The organism is Devosia sp. 63-57 (genome assembly GCF_001899045.1).
Lineage (GTDB): Bacteria > Pseudomonadota > Alphaproteobacteria > Rhizobiales > Devosiaceae > Devosia > Devosia equisanguinis.
This window is the reverse complement of record NZ_MKUY01000005.1, coordinates 193,420-215,701: the sequence shown is the minus strand read 5'-3', so window position 1 is coordinate 215,701 and position 22,282 is coordinate 193,420. Positions and strand designations below refer to the sequence as shown.

Below are 22,282 nucleotides of genomic sequence, written 5' to 3'. Positions count from 1 at the left end.
CTCAAACCGAGACACCACCATGCTGATGGCCGCCATCTCTCGCTGGACCCTTGCCTTTTTCGGCGCGGCGCTGGGCTTTCTCGTCTGCGCCCTGGGCCTGATGGCGGCCGGTATCGGCTATCCCGAAGCGGCGCTGCTGGCGCCGCAGACCCTGATCGTGGTGCATCTGGTGGTGCTGGGCTGGCTGACGCTGCTGATGACCGGGGCGCTGCTGCAATTCCTGCCAGTGCTGGTGGGCGGTGCGCTGCGTTTCGCCGGCCTTGCGCCCATCGTGCTGGGGTTGATCGTTTCCGGGCTCATTCTCCTGCCGATGGGCTTTGCTGTCATGGATGGCTGGGCGCAGGTGCCGCCTGAAACGCTGCCGCTGGGCGGCCTGCTGCTGCTCACCGGTCTCAGCCTTGCCGCCGTTATCCTGTTTTCGACGCTGCTGAACGCCAAGAGCCTGCCGTTGCCGGCCGGATTCGTGGCGATCGCGCTGATGAGCGTGCTGGTCACGGCGCTGCTCGGAGAGACGCTGGCCAGCGCCATTGCCGGCCTGTTCGGCGGCGATTTCGCGGCTGCCATCATCACCCATGGCGTGCCGCTGCATGCCGGCTTCGGACTGGGCGGCTGGCTGACTCTTGCCGCCATGGGGGTGAGCTATCGGCTGGTGTCGATGTTCCTCGTGGCGCCGGAGCGCAAGGGCTTGCTGTCGCGCCTGGTCTTCTGGTGCGCGCTGGTGGCGGTGGCCGGCCTGGCCCTGGCCCTGGGTATGCTGCTGGCCGTCAATGCCGACTGGCCGCTGGCCCTGGGCGTTGCGGGGCTGGCCGGGCTCGGCGCCCTTGCTGCCTATGCCGGCGATATCGTCGCGCTCTATCGCAGCCGGCGCCGGCGCGAACTCGAATTGCACATGGCCGCCGCCATGGTGGCCTTTGCGGCGCTACCGGTGGGCGGGCTGTGGCTGGTCGGTGCCAGCTGGGCCGGCAATGAAGCCGGGATCGCGGCCGCCGTCTATCTCCTGGCCCTCGGCTGGCTCGGCGGTCTGGGTCTGGCCATGCTCTACAAGATCGTTCCCTTCCTCACCTGGCTCGAGTGCTTTGCCCCGTTGATGGGCCGCAAGCCGACGCCGCGGGTGCAGGACCTGGTGGCCGAGCCCCGTGCCCGGCTCGCCTTCCTCGCCTATTTCGCCGCCGTTCTCGGCGCGGCTCTGGCGCTGCAATGCGGCCTGCCCCTGGTGTTCCGGGCGGCGGCGCTGTGCCAGCTGCTCGCCGTCTCCTGGCTCATCCTGCAATTTTACCGGGCGCGGCGCCTCGCTGATCTGCCCGCCCCCTGGCACGATCACCCCCGACCCCGGCTGTTGGTGCCCCGACAAAGGAGTTTTCTATGAACGATCTCGAGCTGGACGTCCGCCCCCTCTTGCGCGATGGCGGCGAACCGTTTGGCGCCATCATGGATGCAGTCAATCGTCTCGAACCCGGGCAAAGGCTCAAGCTCTTCGCCACCTTCCGGCCGGAGCCGCTGTTTTCGGTGATGCAGGCCAAGGGTTTCGGCTATGACGCGACCCTGCTCGATCATGGCGAGTGGCAGGTGGTGTTCACGCCCCAGGCCGAAAGTGTCCTCACCGGCGCCTCCATACCCGAAGATCCGGATAGCTGGGACGATCCCTTCCATTATCTCGAGCTCTCCGATCTCGATCCGCCCGAGCCGATGGTGCGCATCCTCACCCAGCTCGAAACCATGAGCGAGGGCCAGGTGCTGTTCGCGCTGCTGGGTCGCGAGCCGCTGCTGCTGTTTCCCGAGCTCAGTGCCCGCGGCCATGCCTGGGCCGGCGATTTCGACGCTGCGGGCGAGCATTACCGGCTGATGGTGCGGGCGGGGCGGCGGCCATGAGCTTTCCCGCCCGCATGCAGATCGAGGCCGATATCCGCGCGGCCCTGCATGCAGTGATCGATCCCGAGCTTGGCTTCAACATCGTCGATCTCGGCATGGTCTATGATATCGGGGTCGATGATGAGGGCGCGGCGGCCATTGTCATGACCACCACCACGCGCTTCTGCCCCGCCAGCGGCTTCCTCCAGGATGCTGTGACCGAGCGGGCCGGCGCGGTGCCGGGCGTCACCGCGGTGACGGTAGAGCTTTGCTACGATCCGCCCTGGGGACCCGAGATGATGTCGCCCGAGGTTTCGGCCCAGTTCTGACAGCGCAGCAAGCGGGCCTATTCGGCCCGCGGCTTGCGACGCCCGAGAATGGGCGGTGCATATTCGACGACATAGAGCGCAAAGGCTGCCATCCAGCACAGCGCCGTCAGTTCCAGCACCATCATGGTCAGGTCCGGCGCCAGCATGGCGGCCGGGCGCAACAGCGCCGCCAGCCCCAGCAGTATATAGCTGACAGCGGTCCGGCGGCTGGCTAGCAGCGGCAGCCCGGTATGCCCGCGTGTCGCCCGGCTCATCACCGCCAAGGTCATGAGTCCGATGCCGCCCACGGTGAACACATGCAGCGCCGAGGCCGCGTCGAGAAGCCCAAAGGGCACCAGGGCAATGGCGAAAAAGCCCAGCGGCACGAAGCCATAGGCCAGGTGCAGCACCACCACCAGGGCCTCCGCGTTGGTCTGCCAGCCCTGCCAGCGGCCCAGCCGCCAGGCCTGCAATAGCCCGGCAATCACCGCCGCGACGGCGGTGCCGATCCATTCGGGCGCGATGACCCAGCAGGCCAGGGCGCCGAGACTGAACAGCAGGGCGGTGGTGTCGAGCCCGTTATAGGGCGTCGGCAAGGCGGTGGCATGGCGCTTGGTCAGCCAGTTGCGGGTGAAGCTGGGTACGATGCGGCCGCCGATAATGGCGATCAGCATGATATAGGCGGCAACGGCGAGGCGGCTCGCCAAGGTCGGGTCATCGTTGGAGACGATCAGCGCGTGAAAGCCGATATTGGCCAGCGCCAAGGCGGCCACGGCGGCCAGTACCTTGAGATCGCGCCATTTTTCCCCGGCGACGATCTCGCGCAAGCAAATGCCGAACAGCAGCACCAGGAAGGCGCTGTCGATGAGGATGGAGAGCGGCAGGCCCAGCAGATCGGGGGCGACCAGCACCAGCCGCCCTGCCAGCCACACGACGAATAACAGTGCCAGCGGTCCACCCGAGACCGGCAGGCGACCGGTCCAGTTCGGAATGGCGGTGAGCAGGAACCCGGCCAGGGCCGCGCTCGAATAGCCGAACAGCATTTCGTGCGCATGCCAGGCCGGCCCGCCATAGGACCCGCCAATATCAAAGCCTGTGGCGAGGGCGGCGATCCACAGACCCATGGCCAGGATGGCCCAGATGCCGGCGGCCAGGAAGAACGGCCGGAAGCCATAGGCAAGCAGGATGGGTCCGCTCCGGGCGAGGCCGCGCGGCACGGGTTTGCGGGGTGTGGGGGTCATGGAAAGCTCGAACTTCGGGATATCGCTATCCGAGCGCTAGCGGGCCTCGGTGCCGGCGTCCTTGTCGTGGCGCAAACTTGCCGGCGGCGGGGTCAGCCTTCACCCTCGGCCAGAGCGGCAAGCCGGGCGCGATCGCGCACCAGCAGTTTTTGTCGTCCACCCCTCACGATTCCCTGGCCTTCCCAGGCACTGAAAATGCGCGACACGGTATGCAGCGTCGTACCGGTCATTTCGGCCACGTCCTGGCGGGTGAGGGGGAAATCGATGCGCACGCCGTCCTCCTCGCGCTTGCCGGCCTGGTCCATCAGGCGCAGTACCGCATGGGCGACGCGGCGTTCCACTTCTTCGGTGGCCATTTCGCGAATGCGGGTATGGGCCTCCTGCAGGCGCTGGCCGATGGTGCGCATGGCGTTGACGGCCATAAGCGGGTTCTGTTCGACGAAATGGCCCCAAACCTCGTTGGGCCAGCACAGCACCAGGCTTTCGGCCGCCGCCAGCGGGGTGCCGGGATAATCGTCGCGCTGCAGCGCCTGGGCGAAACCGAAGAGGTCGCCGGGGTGGACGACCCGCACAATGATCTGCTGGCCTTCGGAGGTGACCTGCATCACCTTCAGGCGGCCATGCAGCAATAGGAAGAATTGAGTAGCCTTCTGGCCCTGCTCGAACACGGCCTCGCCGATCAACAGGCGCCGCAGGCTGGCCCGTGCCAAAAGCCGGTCGATATCGGCATCGCTCATATTGGCGAAGAGCGGCAGGGACCGCACCAGGCTCCGGTCGATATCAGCCAATTCGCGGGTCTCCGGCTTTTGATGCACTTGAAATACATCAAAAGTGGGAATGGCGATACCTGCACGCGGGTCGCACCCCCTGGTACCAGTCAATGGCTCAGATGCCCAGGCGGGCGAGCCAGGGCTCGTACCAGGCCGGCCGACGCACCAGGCGGAAGCCCAGATTGTCGGGCGGGGTGCCGACCGAGCAGCCACCGCTCTTGGCGTCGCGCACAAAGGTGCTCATCGGCGCGCGGTGCTGGCCGTTGAGCATGCGGATGGTGCAGGCCTCGGTGCTGCCGAGCACGGTGCCGGCCGCATCGATATGGGTCTTGCTATAGCAGCTGTCGGTCCATTCCCAGACATTGCCAGCCATATCGATGACGCCATGGCTATTGGCACCAAAACTGCCCAAAGCCCGGGGAGGCGGATCGGCGGCGCGGTTGCGTGCGGCTTCCTTGTTGTAGTCGGCAAGCCAGCGCAGGGCCGGGTTGGCGCCGTCATCCAGTCCCAGCGCGTCATCGGTAAAGCGCTCGCCGGCGGCATAGGCCCATTCGGCGTCGGTGGGCAGGGTCCAGCTCTGCCCGGTCCGGGCCGAGAGCCAGCCGGCATAGGCCACCGCATCATTATAGTTTACCCCGGTCACCGGCACATTGCCTCTGCCGATATTGACCGGCTCGGCCCGCTGGCAGGCGCCGTCGGCGACGCACAATCCGTAATCGGCGGCGCTGACCTGGTTCTGCATGATCACCACCGGCGCGTCGAACACGGCGTCGATGAGCGGCGCATCCACCTGAGCGCCATTGCGCATATAGACGCCGGGGGCGCGGTAGTTGAGGTTTCCTGCCGGCAGGGTGACGGTCGGGGGCGCCAGAACGTCAGCGGTCTGGAACACTAGGGGCAACGGGGCGACCTGCACCGCCATGGCCCCGAGCGCCAGAACCAGCAGGCTGGCGGGGAGGGCCAGGTGGTGGGGATGTTTGGCATGGGTGGTGGCGGCAGTCATGAAAGCCTCTCGGAGGGGTTACCGGCGCAAGGGGTCGCGCCGGTCGCTTGCTTGGGGCAGAAGAGGCGTCCCTAGATCGCCGTGGGGGGCAGCACGCTGGTCATCAGGTCGTCGTTCCAGTCGCCTTCCACCACGAAGTGGCCGGCAGCGCCGAGTTCGAAGGCCTCGATCAGGTTGTGGTTCACATAGGCGTAGACGCCCGGCTGCAGGAACGTATAGAGGGCTGCGCCCGCTGCACCGCCGGGGATGAACCAGGTTTCCTGGTCGACATCGGGCGGGGTGTGGAACTTGCCCGTGGGCCAGACGAAATCGCCATGCCCGCCGATCAGATGCGGCCGCGTATCGCGGTTGGCCTGCGAATGCAGGATCAGCACTTTTTCGCCAACCTTGGCCTTGAGCGCATTGTCGCCCGTCAGTGCGCCGACCTTGCCATTGAACACCACATGGCTGGGGATCAGCCTGCGCATCACCTCGAGCGTATCGGCATAGCCGTCGCCGATGCTCTCGAAGGCCATGTAGTTGCCGTCGGCATCCTTGGGCACATAGAAGTCCTGCTCGCCGACATAGTAGACCCGGTCATAGGTCAGGCGATTGCCGGCGGGGTCCTTGAGGCCATCGCGCGGCAGCACGGTTATGGCCCCATTCATCCCCGAGGTGACGTGCCAGGGCACCATGCCCTCGGGAGCGCAGTGATAGACGAACACACCGGCCTTGCTGGCCTTGAAGCGCAGTACCGCCTTTTCGCCGGGATTGACATGGGTCAGCGCCGCGCCGCCCAGCGCGCCCGTTGCGGCGTGGAAGTCTATATTGTGCATCATCAGGTTGGTGTCGGGGTTGATCAGCGTCAGCTCGACATAGTCGCCTTCATGCACGACCATCATCGGGCCGGGGATCGAGCCATTGAAGGTCATGCCCCAGATTTCGACGCCGTCATCGACCTCGTGCCGTTTTTCCTCGATCGTCATGGTGAACTCGACGATTTTCGGTCCACCGGTGGCGACCTGTTCGTGGGCATGGACGAAAGGCGGAGCGACAAGGTCGACCTTGATGCGTTCCAGAGTGTTGAGGTCGACCGGTGCCGCCATGGCATTGCCCGTTTCTTGTGCTGCGGCCGGCAATATTGCGGCCAACTGCGTGGCCGCACCTATAGCGGCGACGCCGGCCAGCAAAGCTCTCCGCGAGACCGTGTTCTTGTCAGCCATTTTGCTCTCCATCGTGTCGCGGGGTGGTCCCGCTCCGTTCAAGGGGCAAGCTATGCCTTCTGGGGCGCGCCACATTGAGCCGGAACAAATAATGATGCATTCGGTGTGCATCTTTTCTGCTGCTGTTTGTTCGGGGTCAAAGTCCGCCTTGTCCCGGCATTGATAGGACTGTGGCGACGGGCCGTCCCCGACCCGGTTTTCCATGGAGAATGAACATGCGCCGTTTCCCCGATATTGCAGTGCTGAGCCAGACCACCACCGCGCGCCGCGCCGTCCTGCTGGGCATGCTGGCCCTGGCGGCTGCCGCCCCTTTCGTGCATGTCGACCAGGCCTTCGCGCAGGGCGTGACCCATGAGGTGCATATGCTCAACAAGGGCGCTGCAGGCGCCATGGTGTTTGAGCCGGCCGCCATCAAGATCGCGGTTGGCGACAGCATCACCTTCGTTCCCACCGACAAGGGCCACAATGTCGAGACCATCAAGGAAATGATCCCGGAGGGCGCCGCGATCTTTAAAAGCAAGGTCAGCGAAAATTATACGGTCACCTTCGACGTGCCCGGCGTCTATGGCCTCAAATGCACGCCGCACTATGCAATGGGCATGGTGGCGCTGGTCGTGGTCGGCGACGGGCTGGAAAACCTCGATGCGGTCAAGGCCTTCAAAGTGCCCAACAAGGTGGGCGAGCGCTTTGCCGCTGCCTATGCCGAACTCGGCCTCTAGAGCGTTTCACGTTCTGGTTGATCCGGCCTCATCGCCCCCTCCCCCTTGAGGGGAGGGCCGGGGTGGGGGTCGTTTAGGAATCCACTGATGGCCCCCCCCTCAATCTCTCCCCTCAAGGGGGAGGGAGGCGAAAGAGCCAAGAGTCCACCTCAAGTTGAAATGATCCAGGACGTCCTGGGCATAACCAGCCCGGCGATCTCGGCTGTTTTGTCGGCAAGGGCAAAACAGCCGATTGTGCTCTGCCGCCGGGCGGCGCATTTTGCCGGCCATGAACGCCATAGCTCCCCAATTGATTCCCGATTTCGATCTTTCGGCCCGCAACACCCTGGCGCTGCGGGCCGTTTCGCGTTTCGGCGCCTTTGTCGAAAGCCCGGCGCAGCTGCCAGCACTGTTTGCAGAGGCCGAGGCCATGGGCCTGCCGGTGCGCCTCCTGGGCGGGGGCAGCAATGTGGTGCTGGCGCCGCGCTTCGAGGGCATTACCGCGCTCATGGCGATCTCCGGCCGTACCGTGCTCGAAGAGCGCAGTGATGCGGTGCTGCTCGAGGTGGCGGCGGGCGAGAACTGGCACGATCTCGTCGCCTGGTCGGTGGGACAGGGCTTTGGCGGGCTCGAAAACCTGGCGCTGATTCCCGGTACGGTGGGCGCGGCGCCGGTGCAGAATATCGGGGCCTATGGTGCCGAAGTGGCCGATTTTCTCGACAGTGTCCTCGTCTATGACCGGATGGAGCAGCGCGAACAGCGTTTTGGCCGCGACGCATGTGCCTTCGCCTATCGCGACAGCCGCTTCAAGCGCGAGCCGGGCCGCTATGTCGTTCTGTCGCTGCGGCTCAGCCTGCCGCGCCCGTGGCGGGCCAATCTCGGATTTGCGGGGCTGGCCGAACTGGGCGAGGGGGCGACGCCGGAGGCGGTGATGCAGCGGGTGGTGGCGCTGCGGCAGTCAAAACTGCCTGATTGGCATGTCGAGCCCAATGCGGGCTCGTTCTTCCACAATCCCATCGTCGCGCCCGAACTAGCCGCTGCGGTTGTGGCGGAGCTCGCCAGTGCCCCCAATTATCCGCAGCCCGATGGTCGGGTCAAACTTTCGGCCGGCTGGTTGATCGAGCAAAGCGGCCTCAAGGGTTTTCGCCTGGGGCCGGTGGGCACCTCGCCTCGCCATGCTCTGGTCGTGGTCAATCACGGCGGCGGCACAGCCGAGGACATCGCGGCGCTGGCCGCCCATATCAAGGCTACGGTTTTCGATCGCTTTGGCGTCCGCCTCCAGGAAGAGCCGGTGTTTTTCTGAGGGCAGCGGCTCCCCGCTATTCCCCGGCCACCCATTCGACGCGCGTCGTGCCGCTATTGTCGTCGCCGAGCAGGCGCGCAAGGGTCGGCAATGCCGTACGCATCTCGGCTTCCAGCACGAAGGGCGGGTTGACGACCACCATGCCGGTGCCATGGAGGCGCGGCGGCGTGGAGGGGGCGCGCATGGTGAGCTCCAGCCGCAGGATCTTGGGAATGCCGGTCGCTTTCAGCGCCTTGATATAGGCCTCGACCTCGCCGGGCTCCTTGATCGGATACCAATAGGCATAGATGCCGCCGGGCCAGCGCTGATGGCCCTGGACCAGCGATCTCGTCATCCGCTCGAACTCGCCCTTCTCCTCGAAGGGCGGGTCGACCAGCACCAGTCCGCGCTTTTCCTTGGGCGGCAGATGGGTGCCGAAAATCTTCCAGGCGTCGAGCGCGGTGATGCGGGTCTGGAAATCGCCGGCGAAATTCTCCTTGAGCCGTTCGGCATCGATGGGATGCAGCTCGAACCCCATCAGCCGGTCCTGCGCCCGCAGCATGTGGCGGGTGATAAAGGGCGAGCCGGGATAGTAACGCAAGCCGCCATCCGGGTTCTGCGCCCGCACGGCAGCGAGATAGGGGGACAGTAGCTCGGCGGTATCGGCGGGGAGGCTCGCATCCAGCACCCGGCCGATGCCGTCCTGCCACTCGCCGGTTTTTTCCGCTTGTCCGCCCATGAGGTCATAGATTCCGAGCCCGGCATGGGTGTCGATGACGCGGAAGGGGGCCTGCTTGCGCATGAGATAGGCAAGGATGCGGGTGAGGATGACGTGCTTGACCACATCGGCGAAATTGCCGGCGTGAAAGGCGTGACGATAGTTCATTATTTGCGGCCTTCCGCCAGAAGGATGGTGGCGGCAAAGGCCATGAACACGGCGGCGAAGCTCCAGTTGAGTGCCTTGCCGACCCAGGCATTTTCCTTGAGCGTCCGCGTCAGCCATTCGGCGAAGAGCACGATGGCGATCACCACCGGCAGCGAGACGATGACGAATTCGAGCCCCAGAAACAGCAGCTTGCTCGATGCCGCCGGATCGGAGGCCGAGACGAATTGCGGCAGGAAGGTCACGAAGAACAGCGCCACCTTGGGATTGGTGAGATTGATGCCGAGCCCGGTGAGATAGGACTGGCCCCAGCTGGGGCGCTTGCCGGCGGCGCGCGGCACCAAAAGGCCTCCGCCATCGCGAATGGCCTGGATGGCGAGCCAGATGAGATAAAGCGCGCCGACGATCTTGAGGGCCCAGAAGGCGGCCGGGGCGGTCACGATCAGCACGGAAATGCCAAAGGCCACCAGCATGGTGTGCACGGCAATGCCCGTGGTCGCGCCGAGCACGGTGGCAAAGCCATGGCTGCGGCCCCAGTTCATGGTGCGCGAGATGAACAGCGCCATGTCGGGTCCGGGCGTGACCGCCAGGACGAAGGCGGCCAGTGCAAAGGCAAGGATGACGGGCAGGTCGGGGACGAAAGCGGGCATGGGTGGCTCGGATTGGATGCAGCCGCGACACTGCCACTATTCGCCGTCCGGCGGTAGGGGCGAGCCATGCCCGACTGAACCCTATTCGGCGGCCTGGACCTGCGGTTCGCTGGCGAGGCGATTGTCCCCAAAATAGCGGAGCGGGCGGATTTCATAGGCGCCGAGGCCCGGATTGGCGATGGAGAGCTGGCGGGCAAAGTCGAGCGCCTCGTCCATGGTCTCGCAATCGGCGACGTAGAAGCCCAGAAACTGCTCCTTGGTCTCGGCAAAGGGGCCATCGAATACGACGGCTTCGCCCGAGGCCTTGCGCAGGGTCTTGGCCTCGTCGGTGTTCCATAGCCGCACAACCGGGCCGAGCTTGCCCTTGGCGCTCATCCTGGCCTGGACGTCGCCGAGCCGGGCCATGCAGGCCGCGTCTTCTTCCTTGGTCCATTGCGAGACGGCATTTTCTTCGTTGTAACACAGGATGGCATAGAGCATGGGGACCTCCTCGGGGCAGCAGATTATGCCCCCGGACGCGCTTTCAGGCAATCTTGGGCTTGCTGCGCCGGGCAATGGTCAGCGTGGCGCCGATCGAGGCCGCCATGATGGCAGCAATGCCGGCGATCTGGGGGGCGGCCAGCGTTTCGTGCAGCAGCACCAGCCCGGACAGGGCGGCAAAGGCCGGCTGGCCGCTCATCAAGATGCCGAAGAGGCGGGCCGGAATATGTGGCAGGGCCACCATGTCGAGCGCATAGGGAATGGCGCTCGAGAGCAGCGCAATGGCAAGACCCAGCGGCAAAAGCGCGGGATCGAACAGCACCGTTCCGGCGGTGGCAAGGCCGAAAGGCAGGGCGATCACCGCCGCCGTGCCGACGCCGAGCGCGGCGATATGGGGGCCTCCGCCGGTGCCGGCGCGCTGGCCGAAAATGATATAGCCGGCCCAGCAGGCCCCGGCGCAGAGCGCCAGGACGATGCCGATGGGAGAAATATGGTCCGAGGCCTCGCCCCAGGGCAGCAAGAGCGCAAAACCTGCCACCGCCAGCCCGATCCAGAAGAAATCGAGCGGTTTGCGCGCGCCGAACAGGGCGACCGCGAGCGGGCCGGTGAATTCGAGCGCCACGGCAATGCCGAGGGGAATGTGCTCGAGCGCGGCGTAAAAGAAGAGGTTCATCGCCCCCATGGCGCCGCCATAGAGCAGCACGGCCCGCCATTGCCGCCCATCGAGTCGCTGGCGCCAGGGCCGGAACACCGTGATCAAGACCAAAGCCGCCAGCGTCAGGCGCATGGCGGTGGCGCCAGCCGGACCGACCAGGGGAAACAACATCTTGGCAAAGCTTGCCCCGGTCTGGGTAAAGACCATGCCGAGGGTAACGAGCAGAACGGGAAGAACGACGGAATTGGGCCGCACGCGAGAGGCTTTCTGTGGGGCTTGCTAAAAGAACAGACCGGTGCCCGCTGCGTCCTTGTAGTTGATTTCAGCGCTTTTGAGGGTGCCGGGTTCAATGAGGCGCGCATTGATGCCCATGCTGGTGCGCGTCGGTTTGCGCGGCAGCCAATGGGTGATGCAGCCGCAGGTGCCGCAGCGGTGGAAATCGACGTTCTTGCCGTTCCAGGCGTAGGTGTCGGTCGGCTGGCGCGCCTCCACCACCACTTCGGCGATTGGATAATAGGCCCAGAGCACGCCATAGCGGCGGCAGAGGCTGCAATTGCAATGGGTGATCTCGGCGGGGGCGCTTTTGAGCGTGATGCTGATGGCGCCACAATGGCAGGTGGCGGTGAGAGATGTGTGCTGGTCCATGGCCGTGCTCAGCAAAAATTCTGGAAGCCGATGAAAATGCCTTCTGGCTGGGTAAAGTGCTTGAGCACATAGCCGGTGGGCAGCCCGTTCTGGCCCGGGGCGATATGGCAGCGATAGCCCTCTTGCGTCGCCTGGCAGCTGTCGATCATGAAACACTGGTTGGCCGTGGTCTCGCCCAGCTTGGCGCTGGCCATGGTTGGCTGCTGGCGGATCACAAGTGGGTGCAGGCCGCGTACCCAGAGCGGAAAGGCGGTGGGCACGGCGATATCGGCGGCGTCGGCGCAATAGCCGCTCGCCGGGTGGCGGATGCAGTTCTGCGCCGGGGCGGGCTGGTTGGAGGCGACGTTCTGGCCGCTGAGCGGGGCGAGCAGGGCCGGCGCGCCATCGGCGAAACGCCCGTCCAGCGCCCGGCCATTGGGCGAGAAGGTGGCCACGGGCCTGCCGTCATAGCCGAGGAGATGGACATTGCCCCCTTCGGTCCGCCAGCCATTGACCATGGCCAGTGGGCCCAGGCATCCGAGGCTCGTGGCCCAGAGGCCGGATGTGCTCGAGGTGGTGGCGAGGTTGATGCGGCACATGCCGGTCCCCTCGCCGGTCGTCACCTGCCAGTCGCCGGCATAGCGGCTGGCATCCTGCGCCAGAACCGGCGCCGCGAGCAGGGCCAGGATCGTTACCACCAGCAAGCGCATGCGCATGACCTATCTCCTCCGTCGGACCGGCCGAATGTGCCCCAGGCGGGACGATTCTGCGATGGGCAAGTGCACCGGCATTGACCCGGCCCCGCGAACGCTTTAGCCCTTCATTACCCGGAACAAAGGAGGAATCCCATGGAGTATCGCTATCTCGGGCGCTCGGGCCTCAGGGTCTCGGTCCTGACCATGGGGACCATGACCTTTGGCGGCAGCGAAAAGATCGGCAATACCAGCCCGGCAGACGCCGCGCGGCAGGTGGATATGTGCCTCGATGCCGGGATCAATCTCTACGACACCGCAAATGTCTACAATGCCGGCGTATCCGAGGAAATCCTGGGGGCCATCCTGGCCGAGAACGGCCGCCGCCAGAAGGCTCTGATCGCCACCAAGGTGCGGTTCAAAATGGGCGATGGCCCCAATGAGGCCGGCCTTTCCCGCCATCACATCATTGAACAGTGCAAGGCCAGCCTCAAACGCCTCAAGACCGATGTCATCGATCTCTACCAGGTGCATGAATGGGATGGCCGCACGCCAATCGAGGAGACCATGGAAGCGCTCGACACGCTCGTGCGCCATGGCCATGTGCGCTATATCGGCTGCTCGAACTATTCGGGCTGGCACATCATGAAGGCGCTGGCCTCTGCCGACCAGCGGCACAATGCGCGCTTCGTGTCCCAGCAGATTCACTATTCCCTCCATAGCCGCGAGGCCGAATATGAGCTGGTGCCGATTTCCCAGGACCAGGGGCTGGGTATCCTGGTCTGGTCGCCTTTGGCCGGCGGGCTGCTTTCGGGCAAATATCGCCGCAGCGGTGGGCCCGAAACCGGCCGCCATGTCGGGGGTTTCCGCGAGCCGCCGGTCTATGACCAGGAAAAACTGTACGATGTGATCGAGGAGATTGTCGCTATTGCGGAGGATCGCGGGGTGTCGGGTGCACAGGTGGCGCTGGCCTGGCTCCTGGGGCGGCCTGGCGTCACCTCGCTGATCATTGGCGGCCGCAATGAAAAGCAGTTCGCCGACAATATCGCGGCGGCCGATTTCAAGCTGAGCGCCGAGGAACGTGCCCGGCTCGACAAGGTCAGTCGTCCGCCGCTGCTCTATCCCTACTGGCACCAGTCGTTCTCGTCGCAGGATCGGCTGAGCCCGGTGGACATGGACCTGATCGGCCCCTATGCCGAGGAGTTCAAGCGTGGCTGATTTCCTGTTCGAGCCCCATGCCCCGGTCAGCGTCCCCATCGCGCGTGGCGGCCTCTTTGCGGTGCGCCGGGTCTATTGCGTGGGCCGCAATTACGAAGAGCATGTGCGCGAAATGGGCAATGACACGCGCGATCCGCCCTTCTTCTTTTCCAAGCCCGCCGATGCACTGGTGATCGGCGGCGCGCCCATGCCCTATCCGCCCCAAACCAGCGACCTTCATCACGAGATCGAATTGGTCGTGGCCATCGGCAAAGACGGCGCAGATATCGCCGAGAGCGATGCGCTCGAGCATGTCTATGGCTATGCGGTGGGGCTCGACATGACCCGGCGCGACCTGCAGGCCGCGGCCAAGACAGCCGGCCGGCCCTGGGACATGGCCAAGGGGTTCGATCATTCCGCGCCCATCGGCACCATCGAGCCGGCCAGCGCCATCGGCCATCCCGATCACGGCGCCATCACCCTCGCGGTCAATGGCGTCGAGCGGCAGCGGGGCGACCTCTCCCAGCAGATCTGGAGCGTCAGCGAGACCGTGGCCTTTCTCAGCCGTTTCGTGACGCTGAGGGCCGGTGACCTGATCATGACCGGCACGCCCGCCGGGATCGGCGCGGTGGGCCCTGGCGATGTGCTGGAGGGCAGGATCGAGGGCGTGGGCAGCGTGCGGACGGAGATCGTCTGATGGCGCCGGTCTGGTCGAGCCAGCAGGATGCGGCCCTCGTGGCGGTTTCGGCCTGGCTCAAGGATCGCAACGCGCCGCAGGTTTTTCGTCTGTTCGGCTGGGCCGGGACCGGTAAGTCGACCCTGGCCGTGCATCTGGCGCAGGATATCCGCAACGTCAAATATGCCGCCTTTACCGGCAAGGCGGCGCTGGTGATGCGCAAGCGCGGCTGCAAGGGCGCCCAGACCATCCATAGCCTCATCTACACGCTGGTCAGCGAGGGCGATGGCGAGCCGCGCTTCGTGCTCGATCCGGAAAGCCCGGCGGCGGATGCTGATCTCATCGTCATCGACGAGGTGTCGATGGTCGACGAGCAATTGGGCGCCGACCTTCTGTCCTTCGGGGTCAAGATCCTGGTGCTGGGCGATCCGTTCCAGCTGCCGCCGGTGCAGGGCGCCGGGTTCTTCATCAATGAGGAGCCCGATGTCATGCTGACCGAAATCCATCGCCAGGCGGCGGATAATCCGATCATCCAGCTCTCCATGGCGGTTCGGGAGGGCGGCTTTCTCGAGCATGGCCGCTATGGCGAAAGCGTCGTGGTGGGGCGCGACAAGGTGGATCGCGATGCGGTGCTCGAGGCCGACCAGGTGCTGGTGGGCCGCAACAAGACCCGGCTAACCTATAATGACCGCTTACGCGAATTGAAGGGCCTGCCCTTCCACGAGCCGGTGGTGGGCGACCGCATGGTGTGTTTGAGGAACAATCCGCGCAAACGCCTGCTCAACGGGCAGATCTGGATCGTGACCGATGCGACCCGGCGCACCAATGGCAAATGGAGCCTGATGCTGGCCGACGACGAGGGCAAGGGTGAGGTCAAGGTGTTGACGCACAAGGCCTTCTTCTCGGGCGAGGAAGACGCCATGAGCTGGACCGAGCGGCGGGCCTTCGACGAGTTCACCTTCGGCTATTGCCTCACCGTCCACAAGGCGCAGGGCAGCCAATGGGACAATGTCTACCTGTTCGACGAAAGTTTCGTCTTCCGCGAGGAGCGGGCGCGCTGGCTCTATACGGGGATTACGCGGGCGGCGGAAAAGATCACGATCGTGAGCTGATCCGGCCTTGTCGCGCCCTCGCCCCTTGAGGGGGAGGGCCGGGGTGGGGGGTGGTTCCGTGACACACTGATGGACCCCCACCCTCATTCCCTCCCCTCAAGGTGGAGGGAGGCGAAAGAGCCCGGAGTTCAGCTCAGCTTGAAAGAATCCGGAGCGCCGGCACCTCGTGCGAGCGCACCAAAAACCAAGAATCAGCCGTCCATCTTGGCGCCGACGACCACGGCGTGCAGGTCGATGAGGCCCACCATGCGGCTGTCATGGGTGACGATGCCGTTGAGCAGTTCGGTGTCGATGGAATTGCCTTCTGGCACATTGTGGATGTCGTCGCGGCTGACGGTCAGGATGTCGCTGACGGCGTCGACGAGAATGCCGACCCATTTGTCGCCGACGCTCATCACCACCACGACATGGTTCTTGGTGGGCGAGGTCTGGCCGTCGCCGAAGCGGGCGCGCAGGTCGAAGATCGGCACGATGGTGCCGCGCAGATTGATCACGCCGCGCACGAATTCGCGGGTATTGGGCAGGGGCGTCGCCCCGTTCCAGGCGCGGATTTCGCGCACCGTGGTGATCTCCACGCCATAGGTCTGTTCACCGATGGAAAAGGCGATCAGCTGCAGGGTATTTTGACCGGCAATAGCGGTCTTGTCGCCCATGTCGTCCCGAAGACTCAGCGCTTCCATTTTCGAGTACATGCCTTTCTGCCCTTCTGGGCAACTCAACTCAAACTACGCAGGGCACCGGCTTCGCGGGTGCCCGTAAAACTCGTCAGGCGGCGTTCTGGTGCAGGTGATTGGTGCGCAGGCCCTGCACATCCACGATCAGCGCCACATTGCCGTCGCCCAGAATGGTGCCGCCGGCAATGCCCTCGACGCGCTCGAAGTTCTCCTCGAGGCTCTTGATGACCACCTGCTGCTGGCCGATGATATCGTCCACCACCAACGCCACCTTCTGACTGCCTTCGGTTTCGCACAGCACCACGAAACGCTCGTCCGGCTCGGTCGCGGTGGCCATGGAGAACCGCTGCGCCAGGTCGATGACCTGCACATATTCCCCGCGCACCTGCAAAACCTTGCCGCCCGAAGGGACGCGCTCGAAATTGGCGCGCGAGCATTGCATGGTTTCCACGATCGAGGAGAGCGGCACCACATAGGGGGACTCCCCGACCTTGACCAGCATGACGTCGAGCACGGCCAGGGTCAGCGGCAGGCGCAGCGTCATGCGCGTGCCCTTGCCGGTCCAGGACCGCACATGCACCGAGCCGCCGATCTTCTTGATGTTGGACAGAACCACGTCCATGCCGACGCCACGGCCGGAAATGTCGCTCACCGCCTCGGCGGTGGAGAAGCCGGGGGCAAAGATCAGCTGGTCGATCTGCTCGTCGGTCGGGGTTATGTCCGGAGCGACGATCCCCTTGTCGCGGGCCAGTTTCAGCACGCGTTCGCGATTGATGCCGGCGCCGTCATCCTCGACGATGATGAGAATATTGCCACCGGCCTGTTCGGCGCTGAGCCGGATGGTGCCGGTCTCGTTCTTGCCCGCCGCCAGGCGCTTGTCCGGGGTTTCGATGCCGTGGTCGGCCGAATTGCGGATCATGTGGGTCAGCGGATCGGACAATTGCTCGATCACCGTCTTGTCGATTTCGGTATTCTCGCCAATGGTCTCGAGCTTGATCTTCTTACCGGTCTTGGTCGCCAGCTCACGCGCGAGGCGCGGCATTCTGGAGAACACCGATTTGACCGGCTGGGCGCGGATGGCCATCACCGAATCCTGCAATCCGCGGGTGGTCTGGGCCAAAACTTCTAGGCCGCGCACCAGTTCGGTATAGCGGGCACGCAGCGTCTCATCCATCTGCTGGGTCAGCATGGACTGGGTGATGACCAGTTCGCCCACCATGTTGACGACGCGGTCCACCTTGTCGAGATCGACGCGGATCGACTGTACGCCGGCGCCGCGGCCATTGCTCTCCTCGGCATCACCCGATGCGGGGGCGGCCTTGGCCACTGGCGGGGCAGCGGGTTTCGGCGGCGGGGGCGCCACCACGGGGGTGGGGCGAATTTCCTCGGCCAGCGCGGCAAAGCTCAGGGCCGGGGCCTCTTCGAACGTGTCGGCCGCAGGGGCTTCGGGAGCCGCTGTTGCCGCTGGCGGCATGGCTGCTTCCGCGGCGTCGAGCAGGTCGATGATGTCGGGAACGGAAGGGGCGACTTCGTCCTCTGTCAGCGCCATCAGGCTCAGCGACATGTCCTCGATGCCGGCTCCGGCCGGGCTGGGGGTGTCCTCGATCTCGGCAAGTTCGACCGAGCCGGCCTGGGCCACGACGATATCGCAGTCGCCATCGACGAATTCGAACACTTCCCGGATCGCGGCTTCACTCAATTCGGGCGAAACCAGGGTAATTTCCCAAGAGCAATAGACCGAGAAGGGGTCGAAATCGGTTAGAAGCGGTACATTGCCCATGACGGCGCGTACGCTCATCTTGCCGAGCAGAGCCAGTTCGCGGAACAGCAGCAGCGGATCGTTGGCGCGGGCATAAAGGGCGCGGTGCGGGGTGAAGCGGATTTCCCACTGCCCGGGCACGGCGGCCATGGGCGCGGCCTCGAAGGCGTCTTCCACCGGAGCTTCGCCAGCGTCGCCGCCCAGGTCGAGCTTGACCGCGACGGGGGTGAAGTCGATGTCGAATTCTTCCATGATCTCGCCGTCGAGATCGTCGTCGCCCTTGTCGCCGCGGGCGATGGCGTCGAAGCGGGCCTTTTCTTCCTGGCCGTAATCGGAGGGCAGGTCTTCCCCGGTCTGGGCAGCATTGACGTAGTCGGCGACAATGTCGTTGGCGCGGATGCACAGAGTGACCACGTCGTCGGTCAGTTCCACGCGGCCGTCGCGCACATAGTCGAGCAGGGTTTCATAGGCATGGGCAAAGCCCACCAGCGCCGAAAAACCGAAGGCACCGGCGCCGCCCTTGATCGAGTGGATGGCGCGGAACACGGCATTGAGACGATCGCTGTCGCGCTCGCCTGCCTCGATCGCGGCAAACTGCTCCTCAAGCTCGGTCAGGAGCTCGGAGCACTCGTCGAAATAGGTTGCCTTGAAATCGTCGAGATCGCTCATTGCGGCTCGTCCAGCCCTGGCTTGATGGTTAGTGCACGACGCGATGGATGACCGAAATCAGCTTTTCAGGATCGAACGGCTTGACGATCCAGCCCGTGCCGCCGGCGGCCTTGCCCTGGTCGCGCTTGTCCTGGCTGGTTTCGGTGGTGAGGATGAGAATGGGGAGCGAATTGTGCTGGCCAGTGGCGCGCACATTCTTGATGAACTCGATCCCGTCCATCACCGGCATGTTGATGTCGGTGATCACCACATCAACCGTTTCCGATTTGAGGACGTCGAGCCCCTGCTTGCCATCCTCGGCCTGCAGCACCTCGAACCCCGCATTGGACAGGGTGTGGTGCAGCATGGCCAGAATGGTCCGAGAATCGTCCACCGTCAGTACGCGCAAAGTCATTGTTTCATCATCCCCGAAAACTGGGAGCCCAGCCCCAGCCGCTCGATCGCCGTTGTCATGGCGGCGCTCGGCGCTTCAATGGCAAAATCGAAATGGTTCCGCCGCGCAGTCTCGGCGGCGCTGACCAGGAGCAGGAGCGCATTGGTCGACACCCGCTCGACCGCGTCGGCCTTGACGACCACGGATCCAAGTTCAAGAGCGTCGATCAGCCGGTCACGAATGGCATCGATCGCGTCCAGATCGATAATGCCCGGCAAGTCCACTGCTTGATTGATTTGTTGTGCCATAATTGTTGGCGTGCCCCCGGAGTATTTCTCCTCGCGGCATATTCTCCCCCAACGGTTTAAGAAGTGCTAACTATGCCCTGTCCGCAAAGCGGCCAGACGCGCCGGTGGCGCGACTGGAAGGGCATAGGCCCGCAGAGCTATGCTCGCAGGGCTTGACGTACCCGAAGGGGCTGAGCGCGCCAGCGCCCTCAGCCTCGCGGGTTCACGGCGAAACGAACTAGTCCCCACCAATCAGCATATTGTCGATGAGCCGCGTGGTCCCCAGATGCGCGGCGACGGCCAGCAGGGCGCCGCGCGATCCGACGCGGGCGATGGCGCCGAGGCTTTCGGGATCGCGGACGTCCCAATATTGCGGCGCGATGCGGGGGGATTGCGCAAGTATACCCATGCCGATGGCGGCGAGCGCCTGCGCATCGGTCTCGCCGGCGCGATAGGCGACTTCGACGGCAAGCAGGCTCTGGTGGATCAGCGGTGCGGCGGCGCGGTCCTCGGGGGCGAGATAGACATTGCGCGAACTCAGCGCCAGCCCGTCGGCCTCGCGCACGATGGGGCCGCGCCGGATTTCGACCGGCACGTCGAGATCGCGCACCATGCGCTCGATCACGGCGCATTGCTGGGCATCCTTCTGCCCGAAAATGGCCAGATGCGGCTGCACCAGGTTGAAGAGTTTCAGCACCACAGTGGTGACGCCGTTGAAATGGCCTGGCCGCATGGCGCCGCAGAGTGGGCCGGAAACGAGGTTCTCGACCACCATGGTCGAGGCCCCTTGCGGATACATGTCCTCAACCGAGGGCAGGAACAGGGCATCGATTCCAGCGGCCTCGAGCTTTGCGATATCGGCCTCGATGGGGCGGGGATAGCGGGAGAGGTCCTCGTTGGGGCCGAATTGCAGCGGATTGACGAAGATCGAGACGATGACGATGTCGGCGGCTTCGCGGGCCTGCTGCATCAGGCTGACATGGCCTTGATGCAGCGCGCCCATGGTGGGCACGAAGCCGACGCGCTGGTCGGAAGGCACGGCAGAGCGCCAGGCGCTGAGGGCCGCCTTGTCGCGCAGGATGATGGTCATGCGATGATATCCCAGATCTGGCGGGCGATATCGGTCTTGCTCCCCAGCGCCAGTTCGTGGCGCGAGCCGTCCTTGCCCAGCAATATCCCGGCATTGGTGCCGACGCCGAAGCCGGTCTGGCCGGTTTCACCCAGCTTGGCCACGGCATTGGCGAAGAGGAAATCGAGCCCCTTGGCTCTGAGCTTGCCCTGGCCATGGGCCTCGACATTGTCGGTCTCGGCGGCAAAGCCCATGAACCATTTTCCGGTCGCCGCCTGGCTGAGCGTGCCCAGCACATCGACGGATGGCACGAGATCTAGGGCAATGGCCTCCGAGGCGCGTTTAAGCTTGCTGGTGGCGGGATCTGCGACCGCATAGTCCATGACGGCGGCGCTCGCCACCACGCCATGGGCGCGGGGCAGGTGCTCCAGCGCCGCCGCCGCCATTTCCTCAGCAGTGCGCACTTCGATGATGTTGAGGCGGCTTTCGGCGCCGCGCGGCGCCACTGGCCGCACCACGCCCTTGTCCACGCCCAGCACATAATCTACCACCGCGCCGCGCCGCAGGGCTTCCTCGGCCATGGCCGCGCCCATGCGCCCGGTGGAATGATTGGTGATGTAGCGCACCGCATCGATGGCCGTGGTGGTCGGACCGGCAGTGATCAGAATGGTTTTCCCGGAAAGGTCCGTGCGTTGCGGCAGGACGGCGGCCTCGATGGCGGCGACGATGGCGGCGACGGGAGCCAGCTTGCCGACGCCGACCTCGCCACAGGCCAAAAGCCCCGAGGCCGGTTCGATCACTTGCGCGCCGCGCGCGACCAGCGTTGCCAGATGCTGCTGTACGATGGGCTTGTCCCACATCACCGTGTTCATCGCCGGCGCGATAAGCAGTGGCGCATCGGTGGCCAGCGCCACGGTCGAGGGCAGATCGTCGGCCAAGCCCAAAGCCAGCCGCGCCAGCATATTGGCGCTGGCCGGGGCAAAGACCATGAGGTCGGCCCAACGCGCCAGGTCGATATGTTCGGTGCCCGAGACATCGGGCCCGAACACCGCTGAACGGGCCGGCCGCCCGCTCAGGGTTTCCAGCACCAGTGGGCTCACGAATTCGGTGGCGCTTTGGGTCAGCAGGCACTGCACCTGGTGGCCCGCCTTGCCCAGTTCGGAGACCACATCGGCAATCTTGTAGGCCGAGATCGAGCCGGACACGGCGATGAGGATATTGGCCATTATTCGGCCCGCCGGGGCAGGGGGATGGGGCCGCGCTCGGCCTTGGTGTCGGCAATGTATTCGCCCACAGCCGCTCGGATCACCGCGGCGACATCGGCCCGCGGCTTGGCAAAGCTGGGTGGCGGACTGGTATTGAGCCCGATCAGGTCGTTGATCACCAGCACCTGCCCTGCGCAATCCTGCCCGGAGCCTATGCCGATGGTGGGAATGGTGAGGGACCGGGAAATCTCGGCCGCCAGCACCGGGGTGACGCATTCGAGAACGATGGCAAAGGCGCCGGCGGCTTCCAGCGCCCGGGCCTCTTCGCGCAGCCGATTGGCCGAGGCCTCGTCCTTACCATGCATGTAATAGCCGCCCATCTGGTGCACCGATTGCGGCGTCAGCCCGATATGGGCCATGACCGCAATGCCATGGGCCACCAGCTTTTCGACCGTGGGCACCATGGCAATTCCGCCCTCGATCTTGACCGCCTCGACCCCGGTCTCCTTCATCACCCGCACCGCATTATCGAGTGCCGTCGTGGGGTCGGTGACCGAGCCGAAGGGCATGTCGCAGACCAGCAGCGCCCGGGCCGAGCCGCGCTTGACCGCGCCAGCATGGCGGATCATGTCGTCCAGTGTCACCGGCAGGGTGGTTTCGTGCCCCAGCACCACATTGCCCAGGCTGTCGCCCACCAGGATCATGTCGACCCCGGCGCGATCGACCAGGGCCGCCATGGTGGCGTCATAGGCGGTGAGCATGGCGATCGGCTCGCCGCGCCGGCGCATCGCGGCGATGTCGCGAAGGGTGAGGCGCTTCGTGGGGGTCTGGGCCGACATGGCAAGTCCTCCATCTCGACCGGGTCGGCAATCGCCCGGCCTTGTGGGTGTCGAGATAGGGCATTGTGCAACCCGGTTAAAGCCCT

At 65.0% G+C, this 22,282-nt stretch carries 25 protein-coding genes; 8 read left to right on the top strand and 17 right to left on the bottom strand.

Annotation, left to right across the window (positions count from 1 at the left end; all coding sequences use genetic code 11):
- Positions 1-19: 19 nt before the first annotated feature.
- Genes BGO80_RS09295 through BGO80_RS09285 form a run of 3 tightly spaced genes read left to right on the top strand, consistent with a single transcriptional unit; the run spans position 20 to position 2,177 of the window.
- The gene (locus BGO80_RS09295) at positions 20-1,366 is read left to right on the top strand and encodes a hypothetical protein (RefSeq protein ID WP_286721069.1); all 1,347 of its coding nucleotides are present in this window, start codon (positions 20-22) and stop codon (positions 1,364-1,366) included.
- Complete coding sequence (locus BGO80_RS09290) at positions 1,363-1,869, top strand: DUF2249 domain-containing protein (RefSeq protein ID WP_286721067.1); 507 nt, start codon at positions 1,363-1,365, stop codon at positions 1,867-1,869. The genes BGO80_RS09295 and BGO80_RS09290 overlap by 4 nt, the downstream gene beginning before the upstream one ends.
- On the top strand, positions 1,866-2,177 hold the full coding sequence (locus BGO80_RS09285; protein ID WP_286721066.1) for a metal-sulfur cluster assembly factor: 312 nt from the start codon (positions 1,866-1,868) through the stop codon (positions 2,175-2,177). Before BGO80_RS09290 ends, BGO80_RS09285 begins: the two co-directional genes overlap by 4 nt.
- Before the next feature lie 17 nt (positions 2,178-2,194).
- Here BGO80_RS09285 and BGO80_RS09280 read toward each other — a convergent pair whose 3' ends face one another.
- The 4 genes from BGO80_RS09280 to nirK all read right to left on the bottom strand — a co-directional run bounded on the left by BGO80_RS09280 (position 2,195) and on the right by nirK (position 6,372).
- Complete coding sequence (locus BGO80_RS09280) at positions 2,195-3,397, bottom strand: NnrS family protein (protein ID WP_286721064.1); 1,203 nt, start codon at positions 3,395-3,397, stop codon at positions 2,195-2,197.
- Between the two features lie 92 nt (positions 3,398-3,489).
- Positions 3,490-4,134, bottom strand: a complete 645-nt coding sequence (locus BGO80_RS09275; RefSeq protein ID WP_502686568.1) for a Crp/Fnr family transcriptional regulator — start codon at positions 4,132-4,134, stop codon at positions 3,490-3,492.
- A gap of 148 nt (positions 4,135-4,282) precedes the next feature.
- A complete protein-coding gene (locus tag BGO80_RS09270) occupies positions 4,283-5,170 on the bottom strand; it encodes an SUMF1/EgtB/PvdO family nonheme iron enzyme (protein WP_286721062.1) in 888 nt (295 codons plus the stop codon).
- A gap of 71 nt (positions 5,171-5,241) precedes the next feature.
- Entirely contained in the window at positions 5,242-6,372 is a 1,131-nt protein-coding gene (nirK, locus tag BGO80_RS09265) for a copper-containing nitrite reductase (RefSeq protein WP_286721060.1), read from the bottom strand.
- Between the two features lie 215 nt (positions 6,373-6,587).
- On the opposite strand from nirK, the gene BGO80_RS09260 reads away from it, so the two are divergent.
- Both BGO80_RS09260 and murB read left to right on the top strand, forming a co-directional pair.
- A complete protein-coding gene (locus tag BGO80_RS09260; RefSeq protein ID WP_502686554.1) occupies positions 6,588-7,091 on the top strand; it encodes a pseudoazurin in 504 nt (167 codons plus the stop codon).
- Between the two features lie 268 nt (positions 7,092-7,359).
- Positions 7,360-8,373 (top strand): UDP-N-acetylmuramate dehydrogenase, encoded by a 1,014-nt coding sequence (gene murB, locus BGO80_RS09255; protein ID WP_286721058.1) that lies wholly within the window; start codon positions 7,360-7,362, stop codon positions 8,371-8,373.
- 16 nt (positions 8,374-8,389) lie between these two features.
- Here the strand turns inward: murB and BGO80_RS09250 are convergent, their stop codons facing one another.
- The 6 genes from BGO80_RS09250 to BGO80_RS09225 form a co-directional block, all read right to left on the bottom strand.
- Positions 8,390-9,238, bottom strand: a complete 849-nt coding sequence (locus BGO80_RS09250) for a 23S rRNA (adenine(2030)-N(6))-methyltransferase RlmJ (RefSeq protein ID WP_286721057.1) — start codon at positions 9,236-9,238, stop codon at positions 8,390-8,392.
- A complete protein-coding gene (locus BGO80_RS09245) occupies positions 9,238-9,885 on the bottom strand; it encodes a LysE family translocator (RefSeq protein WP_286721055.1) in 648 nt (215 codons plus the stop codon). Before BGO80_RS09245 ends, BGO80_RS09250 begins: the two co-directional genes overlap by 1 nt.
- An 81-nt stretch (positions 9,886-9,966) precedes the next feature.
- Positions 9,967-10,365, bottom strand: a complete 399-nt coding sequence (locus BGO80_RS09240; protein WP_286721054.1) for a YciI family protein — start codon at positions 10,363-10,365, stop codon at positions 9,967-9,969.
- A gap of 43 nt (positions 10,366-10,408) precedes the next feature.
- Positions 10,409-11,275 carry an EamA family transporter gene (locus BGO80_RS09235; protein ID WP_286721053.1) on the bottom strand — a complete coding sequence of 289 codons (867 nt, stop codon included), beginning with the start codon at positions 11,273-11,275 and terminating at the stop codon, positions 10,409-10,411.
- 24 nt (positions 11,276-11,299) lie between these two features.
- Positions 11,300-11,665 carry a GFA family protein gene (locus BGO80_RS09230; protein ID WP_286721051.1) on the bottom strand — a complete coding sequence of 122 codons (366 nt, stop codon included), beginning with the start codon at positions 11,663-11,665 and terminating at the stop codon, positions 11,300-11,302.
- 8 nt (positions 11,666-11,673) lie between these two features.
- Positions 11,674-12,360 (bottom strand): AprI/Inh family metalloprotease inhibitor, encoded by a 687-nt coding sequence (locus BGO80_RS09225; RefSeq protein WP_126149329.1) that lies wholly within the window; start codon positions 12,358-12,360, stop codon positions 11,674-11,676.
- Positions 12,361-12,492: 132 nt separating this feature from the next.
- Between BGO80_RS09225 and BGO80_RS09220 the strand changes: the two genes are divergently transcribed.
- The 3 genes from BGO80_RS09220 to BGO80_RS09210 are packed head-to-tail and all read left to right on the top strand — an operon-like array spanning position 12,493 to position 15,321.
- Positions 12,493-13,554: an aldo/keto reductase gene (locus tag BGO80_RS09220; RefSeq protein WP_286721048.1), complete on the top strand. Its 1,062-nt coding sequence runs from the start codon at positions 12,493-12,495 to the stop codon at positions 13,552-13,554.
- Positions 13,547-14,230, top strand: a complete 684-nt coding sequence (locus BGO80_RS09215; protein ID WP_286721046.1) for a fumarylacetoacetate hydrolase family protein — start codon at positions 13,547-13,549, stop codon at positions 14,228-14,230. Before BGO80_RS09220 ends, BGO80_RS09215 begins: the two co-directional genes overlap by 8 nt.
- On the top strand, positions 14,230-15,321 hold the full coding sequence (locus BGO80_RS09210) for an ATP-dependent DNA helicase (protein WP_286721045.1): 1,092 nt from the start codon (positions 14,230-14,232) through the stop codon (positions 15,319-15,321). Before BGO80_RS09215 ends, BGO80_RS09210 begins: the two co-directional genes overlap by 1 nt.
- A 191-nt stretch (positions 15,322-15,512) precedes the next feature.
- Here the strand turns inward: BGO80_RS09210 and BGO80_RS09205 are convergent, their stop codons facing one another.
- The 7 genes from BGO80_RS09205 to panB all read right to left on the bottom strand — a co-directional run bounded on the left by BGO80_RS09205 (position 15,513) and on the right by panB (position 22,196).
- On the bottom strand, positions 15,513-16,013 hold the full coding sequence (locus BGO80_RS09205) for a chemotaxis protein CheW (protein WP_223214213.1): 501 nt from the start codon (positions 16,011-16,013) through the stop codon (positions 15,513-15,515).
- A 73-nt stretch (positions 16,014-16,086) separates the two neighbouring features.
- A complete protein-coding gene (locus tag BGO80_RS09200; RefSeq protein WP_286721043.1) occupies positions 16,087-18,423 on the bottom strand; it encodes a chemotaxis protein CheA in 2,337 nt (778 codons plus the stop codon).
- Positions 18,424-18,451: 28 nt separating this feature from the next.
- Positions 18,452-18,817: a response regulator gene (locus BGO80_RS09195; protein ID WP_126150974.1), complete on the bottom strand. Its 366-nt coding sequence runs from the start codon at positions 18,815-18,817 to the stop codon at positions 18,452-18,454.
- Positions 18,814-19,104, bottom strand: a complete 291-nt coding sequence (locus BGO80_RS09190; RefSeq protein WP_126150973.1) for an STAS domain-containing protein — start codon at positions 19,102-19,104, stop codon at positions 18,814-18,816. The genes BGO80_RS09195 and BGO80_RS09190 overlap by 4 nt, the downstream gene beginning before the upstream one ends.
- 217 nt (positions 19,105-19,321) lie before the next feature.
- On the bottom strand, positions 19,322-20,173 hold the full coding sequence (panC, locus tag BGO80_RS09185) for a pantoate--beta-alanine ligase (RefSeq protein ID WP_286721040.1): 852 nt from the start codon (positions 20,171-20,173) through the stop codon (positions 19,322-19,324).
- Complete coding sequence (gene coaBC / locus BGO80_RS09180) at positions 20,170-21,378, bottom strand: bifunctional phosphopantothenoylcysteine decarboxylase/phosphopantothenate--cysteine ligase CoaBC (RefSeq protein ID WP_286721038.1); 1,209 nt, start codon at positions 21,376-21,378, stop codon at positions 20,170-20,172. Before coaBC ends, panC begins: the two co-directional genes overlap by 4 nt.
- On the bottom strand, positions 21,378-22,196 hold the full coding sequence (gene panB / locus BGO80_RS09175; protein WP_286721036.1) for a 3-methyl-2-oxobutanoate hydroxymethyltransferase: 819 nt from the start codon (positions 22,194-22,196) through the stop codon (positions 21,378-21,380). Before panB ends, coaBC begins: the two co-directional genes overlap by 1 nt.
- Positions 22,197-22,282 lie beyond the last annotated feature (86 nt).

Excerpts from the sequence above, each read along its gene's own strand:
- BGO80_RS09295 (WP_286721069.1), top strand. The coding sequence starts at position 20 with ATGCTGATGGCCGCCATCTCTCGCTGGACCCTTGCCTTTTTCGGCGCG.
- BGO80_RS09290 (WP_286721067.1), top strand. The coding sequence starts at position 1,363 with ATGAACGATCTCGAGCTGGACGTCCGCCCCCTCTTGCGCGATGGCGGC.
- BGO80_RS09285 (WP_286721066.1), top strand. The coding sequence starts at position 1,866 with ATGAGCTTTCCCGCCCGCATGCAGATCGAGGCCGATATCCGCGCGGCC.
- BGO80_RS09280 (WP_286721064.1), bottom strand. The coding sequence starts at position 3,397 with ATGACCCCCACACCCCGCAAACCCGTGCCGCGCGGCCTCGCCCGGAGC.
- BGO80_RS09275 (WP_502686568.1), bottom strand. The coding sequence starts at position 4,134 with ATGAGCGATGCCGATATCGACCGGCTTTTGGCACGGGCCAGCCTGCGG.
- BGO80_RS09270 (WP_286721062.1), bottom strand. The coding sequence starts at position 5,170 with ATGACTGCCGCCACCACCCATGCCAAACATCCCCACCACCTGGCCCTC.
- nirK (WP_286721060.1), bottom strand. The coding sequence starts at position 6,372 with ATGGCTGACAAGAACACGGTCTCGCGGAGAGCTTTGCTGGCCGGCGTC.
- BGO80_RS09260 (WP_502686554.1), top strand. The coding sequence starts at position 6,588 with ATGCGCCGTTTCCCCGATATTGCAGTGCTGAGCCAGACCACCACCGCG.
- murB (WP_286721058.1), top strand. The coding sequence starts at position 7,360 with ATGAACGCCATAGCTCCCCAATTGATTCCCGATTTCGATCTTTCGGCC.
- BGO80_RS09250 (WP_286721057.1), bottom strand. The coding sequence starts at position 9,238 with ATGAACTATCGTCACGCCTTTCACGCCGGCAATTTCGCCGATGTGGTC.
- BGO80_RS09245 (WP_286721055.1), bottom strand. The coding sequence starts at position 9,885 with ATGCCCGCTTTCGTCCCCGACCTGCCCGTCATCCTTGCCTTTGCACTG.
- BGO80_RS09240 (WP_286721054.1), bottom strand. The coding sequence starts at position 10,365 with ATGCTCTATGCCATCCTGTGTTACAACGAAGAAAATGCCGTCTCGCAA.
- BGO80_RS09230 (WP_286721051.1), bottom strand. The coding sequence starts at position 11,665 with ATGGACCAGCACACATCTCTCACCGCCACCTGCCATTGTGGCGCCATC.
- BGO80_RS09225 (WP_126149329.1), bottom strand. The coding sequence starts at position 12,360 with ATGCGCATGCGCTTGCTGGTGGTAACGATCCTGGCCCTGCTCGCGGCG.
- BGO80_RS09220 (WP_286721048.1), top strand. The coding sequence starts at position 12,493 with ATGGAGTATCGCTATCTCGGGCGCTCGGGCCTCAGGGTCTCGGTCCTG.
- BGO80_RS09210 (WP_286721045.1), top strand. The coding sequence starts at position 14,230 with ATGGCGCCGGTCTGGTCGAGCCAGCAGGATGCGGCCCTCGTGGCGGTT.
- BGO80_RS09205 (WP_223214213.1), bottom strand. The coding sequence starts at position 16,013 with ATGTACTCGAAAATGGAAGCGCTGAGTCTTCGGGACGACATGGGCGAC.
- BGO80_RS09200 (WP_286721043.1), bottom strand. The coding sequence starts at position 18,423 with ATGAGCGATCTCGACGATTTCAAGGCAACCTATTTCGACGAGTGCTCC.
- BGO80_RS09195 (WP_126150974.1), bottom strand. The coding sequence starts at position 18,817 with ATGACTTTGCGCGTACTGACGGTGGACGATTCTCGGACCATTCTGGCC.
- BGO80_RS09190 (WP_126150973.1), bottom strand. The coding sequence starts at position 19,104 with ATGGCACAACAAATCAATCAAGCAGTGGACTTGCCGGGCATTATCGAT.
- panC (WP_286721040.1), bottom strand. The coding sequence starts at position 20,173 with ATGACCATCATCCTGCGCGACAAGGCGGCCCTCAGCGCCTGGCGCTCT.
- coaBC (WP_286721038.1), bottom strand. The coding sequence starts at position 21,378 with ATGGCCAATATCCTCATCGCCGTGTCCGGCTCGATCTCGGCCTACAAG.
- panB (WP_286721036.1), bottom strand. The coding sequence starts at position 22,196 with ATGTCGGCCCAGACCCCCACGAAGCGCCTCACCCTTCGCGACATCGCC.